This is a genomic window from Viridibacillus soli (genome assembly GCF_016612995.1).
Lineage (GTDB): Bacteria > Bacillota > Bacilli > Bacillales_A > Planococcaceae > Viridibacillus > Viridibacillus soli.
Genome location: NZ_JAEOAH010000071.1, coordinates 1 through 4,984, shown reverse-complemented (window position 1 = coordinate 4,984; position 4,984 = coordinate 1). Strand labels below are relative to the sequence as shown.

Annotated in this window: 4 protein-coding genes and 1 pseudogene; 2 read left to right on the top strand and 3 right to left on the bottom strand. The window is 36.4% G+C overall.

What is annotated here, in order from left to right:
• Positions 1-74: 74 nt before the first annotated feature.
• Positions 75-491 (bottom strand): annotated as a pseudogene (locus JFL43_RS21925) (transposase); the annotation flags it as partial.
• A gap of 981 nt (positions 492-1,472) precedes the next feature.
• On the opposite strand from JFL43_RS21925, the gene JFL43_RS21920 reads away from it, so the two are divergent.
• Both JFL43_RS21920 and JFL43_RS21915 read left to right on the top strand, forming a co-directional pair.
• Positions 1,473-2,006 carry a hypothetical protein gene (locus JFL43_RS21920; RefSeq protein ID WP_198517884.1) on the top strand — a complete coding sequence of 178 codons (534 nt, stop codon included), beginning with the start codon at positions 1,473-1,475 and terminating at the stop codon, positions 2,004-2,006.
• Positions 2,007-2,290: 284 nt separating this feature from the next.
• A complete protein-coding gene (locus tag JFL43_RS21915) occupies positions 2,291-2,968 on the top strand; it encodes a DUF2642 domain-containing protein (protein WP_234447962.1) in 678 nt (225 codons plus the stop codon).
• Positions 2,969-3,207: 239 nt separating this feature from the next.
• Here the strand turns inward: JFL43_RS21915 and JFL43_RS21910 are convergent, their stop codons facing one another.
• A complete protein-coding gene (locus JFL43_RS21910; protein WP_200750688.1) occupies positions 3,208-4,281 on the bottom strand; it encodes a CotH kinase family protein in 1,074 nt (357 codons plus the stop codon).
• Between the two features lie 268 nt (positions 4,282-4,549).
• A partial coding sequence (locus JFL43_RS22900; RefSeq protein WP_234447961.1) for a hypothetical protein occupies positions 4,550-4,984 on the bottom strand: 435 nt, incomplete at its 5' end.

Here is a 4,984-nt window from a genome sequence, read left to right as displayed (position 1 = left end):
ACTTCAATAAAGGTCGCTCCATCCATATGGTTTTTATTTACAATCATACGTGTGCGACATCGACAGTTTGCGTTTTATGGAACGGCTTTGCCTTCGATTTTTCGAAGCCAGATGTAGGCTGGTTTCCATAAAGAAGCCCTTAAATATCGGCTGATTTGTAGGTTTTTTCGTTTACTCTTGGTTTCAATTTGAGCTAAAACATTCAAGCAAAATACACTGAGGGCAATGAGCACTTGATTGTAAATCGCATTCTCGCTTTGACCATAGAACTTTTTAATGTTGAGATGCTGCTTGATCCATTTGAAAAACAGCTCAATTGCCCAGCGTGATTTGTACATGTCTGAGATTTCATAAGGCTCTAAATCAAAGCAATTCGTAATTAAACAAAGGATATTCCCCTTTGAATCCTTCACTTTGAGTAAGCGGAAATAGTTCTCTGCTCGATTTTGCACGGTGCCAATCAACACCCTTTGATCCGACAAAACAGCAGAGGGTGAGCCATAGATAAACCCTCCGTATCGATTTGTTTTCGTCGACTTAATCATACACGGTTTATCTATGGCTTTTCTTGTTTCAGGCATCGCTGTATTTGATTATACAACTAGCCGAAATTTATGATTTTAAAATCCCTGCAGATATATGCAAAAAAAGATTGGAATAAAATGAATTAACTTATACGCCTGTTTTTAAAAATAAAACAATTTATCGATTATCTAGCTCTGCTGGAAGAACGCCTTTTTATCTGGGTAGAGGTCGCTGGTTCGGACCCAGTAGGAATCATTGGTGCCAAACTTAATGTGAAGACCGTCGGAACGGAACAACGTTTTTTACGAATAATCCCCCTTAACAACACGTATTGCTGAGGGTCTTTTTTATGTTTTTTAAAATTATGTATTTATCAAAAGCGTCGTGGGTGTTGAATGCTCACCTCCCCCATTTGTTGCCGAAATCGTCCTATTCAGTAAACCTCAGAATATATACATCTTATTATTATCAAAAAGGTTAAAATACCTCCTCTAACTTCAGAAAGAGGAGTATTCTGGATTAATCCCCTAAACAATGGTTAATCCCATCAAGAGTGATGGTCATTATGGCACGCCTAAAATACATAATCTACTATGCTGAGAAAGTGTTCAAATGAGCCTCAAGCTTACGTAACAATTCATGATACGAGTTAGAATTCGAACTACGCAAACTCAAGAGTTAGTAGAAAAGACTGTCACTCTTCCGCTACATTGAAAGCTGAAATAATTGCTAACGAATACATAAAGTCATAAATCAATTAACATCTGATGAAATAGAAAAATTGTGTAGAGTCGTAGCCTGAAAAACTAAATTCTTCTTTTTCATACCCAAAATATTAATATGGATCCAATTTATACTTATTTTTTACAAAAATAGGCTTTTGACAGTAATTCGTCATTCAATGACACATATAGATAGCAAGATAATACAACTAGGAGGCTAAAGGGATGAACAAAGAAATGCTACTTTCTTTAATTCATAAAGTAATTAAGTTAGATAGGGGAGGACCTGAATCCTGTATCGGTTTTTTATTGGCTGTAGAAGATGACTTTGTTACGGTACTTACTGAAAAAGAAGGAGTTATTTATTATAAAACCCAACATATCAAGAGCCTAACACAGGATTCGAAAGACGGCTTGAATTTCGACATTGAAATTCCTGAAAATCTTGAGTTCATACAAGCGAAAGACTTCAAAAGTTTATTAGAAAACATAAAATATCAATGGATACGAGTTAATCGTGGGGGACCTGAAAAGTTAGAGGGTGTACTGGAAGATGTTAGTGATGATTTTGTAACAATTATCTTAAACGAAGAAATAATACGGCTTTCATTGTTCCATATTCGTAGCATAAGCTATGGAGTCAAGGTTGAAAAAGAGAAGGACGAAGAAAAAGAAAGCAACGAAAACAATAAACAAAAAAAGGAAGAACGTCCAAGTAAGAGAAGTAGCCGGTCAGATACAGCAAACGAAGATGAATAGCTATCTACTTTTTTAGAGAATAATAATCTATGAAGGGAGACCCCTATTTGAAAAAGGACAGCTTTAAGTCATCAATAAGGGGTCTAATTTTTTCTTAATGATAACCAATTTATAAAAGGCATCCAAGACCACCTTATTATTGACGTGAAAAAGCATGGTATAAAAATCGTTTGGGGTAAGTACCCAAAAATAATATTTATTGTAGTTAAAATAGGCTTAATCTTTAGTTTGTTAAGTTTATCTCTATGCGTAATGTTGCTATTTGATTAAATAGGAGGGTGAACTTGAATAATATAATTCAAAATTTTGATAAGGAAATCGTTTTTTTTGATTTATCAGGAAAAAAAAACCTTAAGGGTACCATGATTGATATGAGCAACGACATGATTGTTCTATTTAACGGAACAGACTTTATTTACATTCCTATTGATCATATTCAAAATTTTGGAATAGATAACGATAATAAAGATGAAATTAAGGAACCTTCAGAATCTCCCAGCATAATTTCGAATAAAAATAAAACAGATTTGACTCTCGCAAAGGTTCTTTCACAAGCACAAGGAATTTATGTTGAAATTTATGTAACAGGTAACCAGCCATTGCATGGTTATATTACAAATATCATGAGCGACTATTTTGTATTTTATTCCCCTATTTATAAAACGATGTATATTGCATTTAAGCATTTGAAATGGCTGATTCCTTATACTCATAATCAAAGCCCCTACGGATTATCTGATAAGGAGCTCCAAATTCAATCTATCATTGAACCCCTATCAAGTACCTTAGAAGCTCAAGTTGAAAAAATGAAAAATGAACTTGTCGTGTTTAATCTTGGTGAAAAAGACAACCATATTGGGAAAATAAATAATGTTAATGGACAAATCGTGGAGATTCAAACAGCAAGAACTAATTTTAGTTATCATAACCTTCTTCACATTAAAACAGTACACCAAGTATGAAACCTAGGTCTCCTCTATCTTTAGTTAATCACTACGTATCCATTAATCTTTAAAAAAAGATTGCCTTGATTCCATTTATAAAAATGTACCCTATAGAGTATACACTTTAAAAAAAATCTACTTTAGGGGTACTTATATTTATAATGAAAAGACATGAATGTGGTTTTGATAGAGACATCATTGTATATTGTAGAGTTCAATCATCTACTCGTTCTTTTAGCATCTGCCCTAAAAAAACTTTACAGCTTAATTAGCGAGTCTAACTTACTTACCAAATACTTATTTCGCGCTCGAATAAAACGTAAGATATATTCCTGTTCCCCATCAAAGGTTTCTAATTCATTTTTTAAGTTAGGATCTTTATGGATATATGGACGGATACTATGATGAATTTTTTCAATAAGAGGTTTCTGGACTTGCACAGTGAATTGTGTTTGCAAGATTTGATGAAGAAACTCACCATACAAAACTCTATATTTAGGACAAGCTAGTAATCTCGCTGTCAATGTATTATACCCTTCTATTGGTATGTAATCATGTTCAAGCGGTCTACCATGCAAATCTCTCCCCCATGTCCCATCATAGTCCCATGGGGTGATTTCAAATAGTCCTGTCTTGCTATTGTGATATAGTGCATAATTGTGTATAAATCCATCAAAATTTTGAGTACAAACGACACCTGCAAGCCACATTAAATATTTTTCAACATCTAAAATGTTTATTATTTCATCAATGAATTCTTCTTTTGGAAACGTATTAATTACGATAAGCAATCTTTTTAGGGAGCTATCTTTTTGGAAGTCATACTTTTTTGTATAGCCATCTTCTAATGTTAATTTCAATTTCTTTTCAGGGGTGTATAACGAGAAATTGGCATCGTAATTTGTTGCATAATAAATCGATCCTTCTGGCAAATTTCTATTCCGTAAATAAAATTGATCAAACGACTCTAGCTTCAAATAAATTCCATGACAAACATTATTAATATAAAGAAGAATATGAATAGAATGAGGAGCGAGAACACCAATACTTTCAAAAAAGTCGAAGGAAAGCTTATTTCTCATTAAGGAAGGGTCGTTATACTCAGCATTTAAGTGAATCTCATGCTGCCCATAGATAAGATAAGGTTTATCAAATATGATATGGTAGGACTTTTTTTTATGTTCACGAAGTTGGTTTCCCCTTAGAGCTACTTTGATTGAGCATTTTTGATTTGCTGTTTTTAACTTTGCATCGACATATTCATGATCCCATATGTTTTGCTGAATTCTTAAAAGTTCACTTTCGGGTATTTCAATAAAATATTTCTCCATTTATGATTAATCCTCCTAATTTTATACATACCTTAAATAAAAAAAAAAAGATTAAATTTTTGACCCATACCTCCCCAAACTCCATTGCATAAAATGTATGGATGCCAAATCTAAGGAGGAGGAATGAAGATGTCTACGATCATACGTGATGATATGAAAAAACTAGCAACAATTGCAGAAACAAATGGTGTATTACACTATATGTCTAATAATCCAACAGATGAACCGGAAGAATTCACTTTAGCTATAAACTTCAAGAAAAAGAATTCTAAATGTCGCAGAGGGTCTCGCGGCAGCAGAGGGTCTCGTGGCAGCAGAGGGTCTCGCGGTAGCAGAGGGTCTCGCGGCAGCACAGGGCCTCGCGGGAGCAGAGGGTCTCGCGGTAGCACAGGGCCTCGCGGGAGCAGAGGGTCTCGCGGTAGCACAGGGCCTCGCGGGAGCAGAGGGTCTCGCGGTAGCACAGGGCCTCGCGGGAGCAGAGGGTCTCGCGGTAGCACAGGGCCTCGCGGGAGCAGAGGGTCTCGCGGTAGCACAGGGCCTCGCGGGAGCAGAGGGTCTCGCGGTAGCACAGGGCCTCGCGGGAGCAGAGGGTCTCGCGGTAGCACAGGGCCTCGCGGGAGCAGAGGGTCTCGCGGTAGCAAAGGGCCTCGCGGTAGCAAAGGGCCTCGCGGTAGCAAAGGATCTCGCGGTAGCAAAGGATCTC

What these genes read in the sequence shown, in the direction of transcription:
- JFL43_RS21910 (WP_200750688.1), bottom strand. Translation starts at nt 4,281, where the DNA reads ATGGAGAAATATTTTATTGAAATACCCGAAAGTGAACTTTTAAGAATT.
- JFL43_RS21920 (WP_198517884.1), top strand. Translation starts at nt 1,473, where the DNA reads ATGAACAAAGAAATGCTACTTTCTTTAATTCATAAAGTAATTAAGTTA.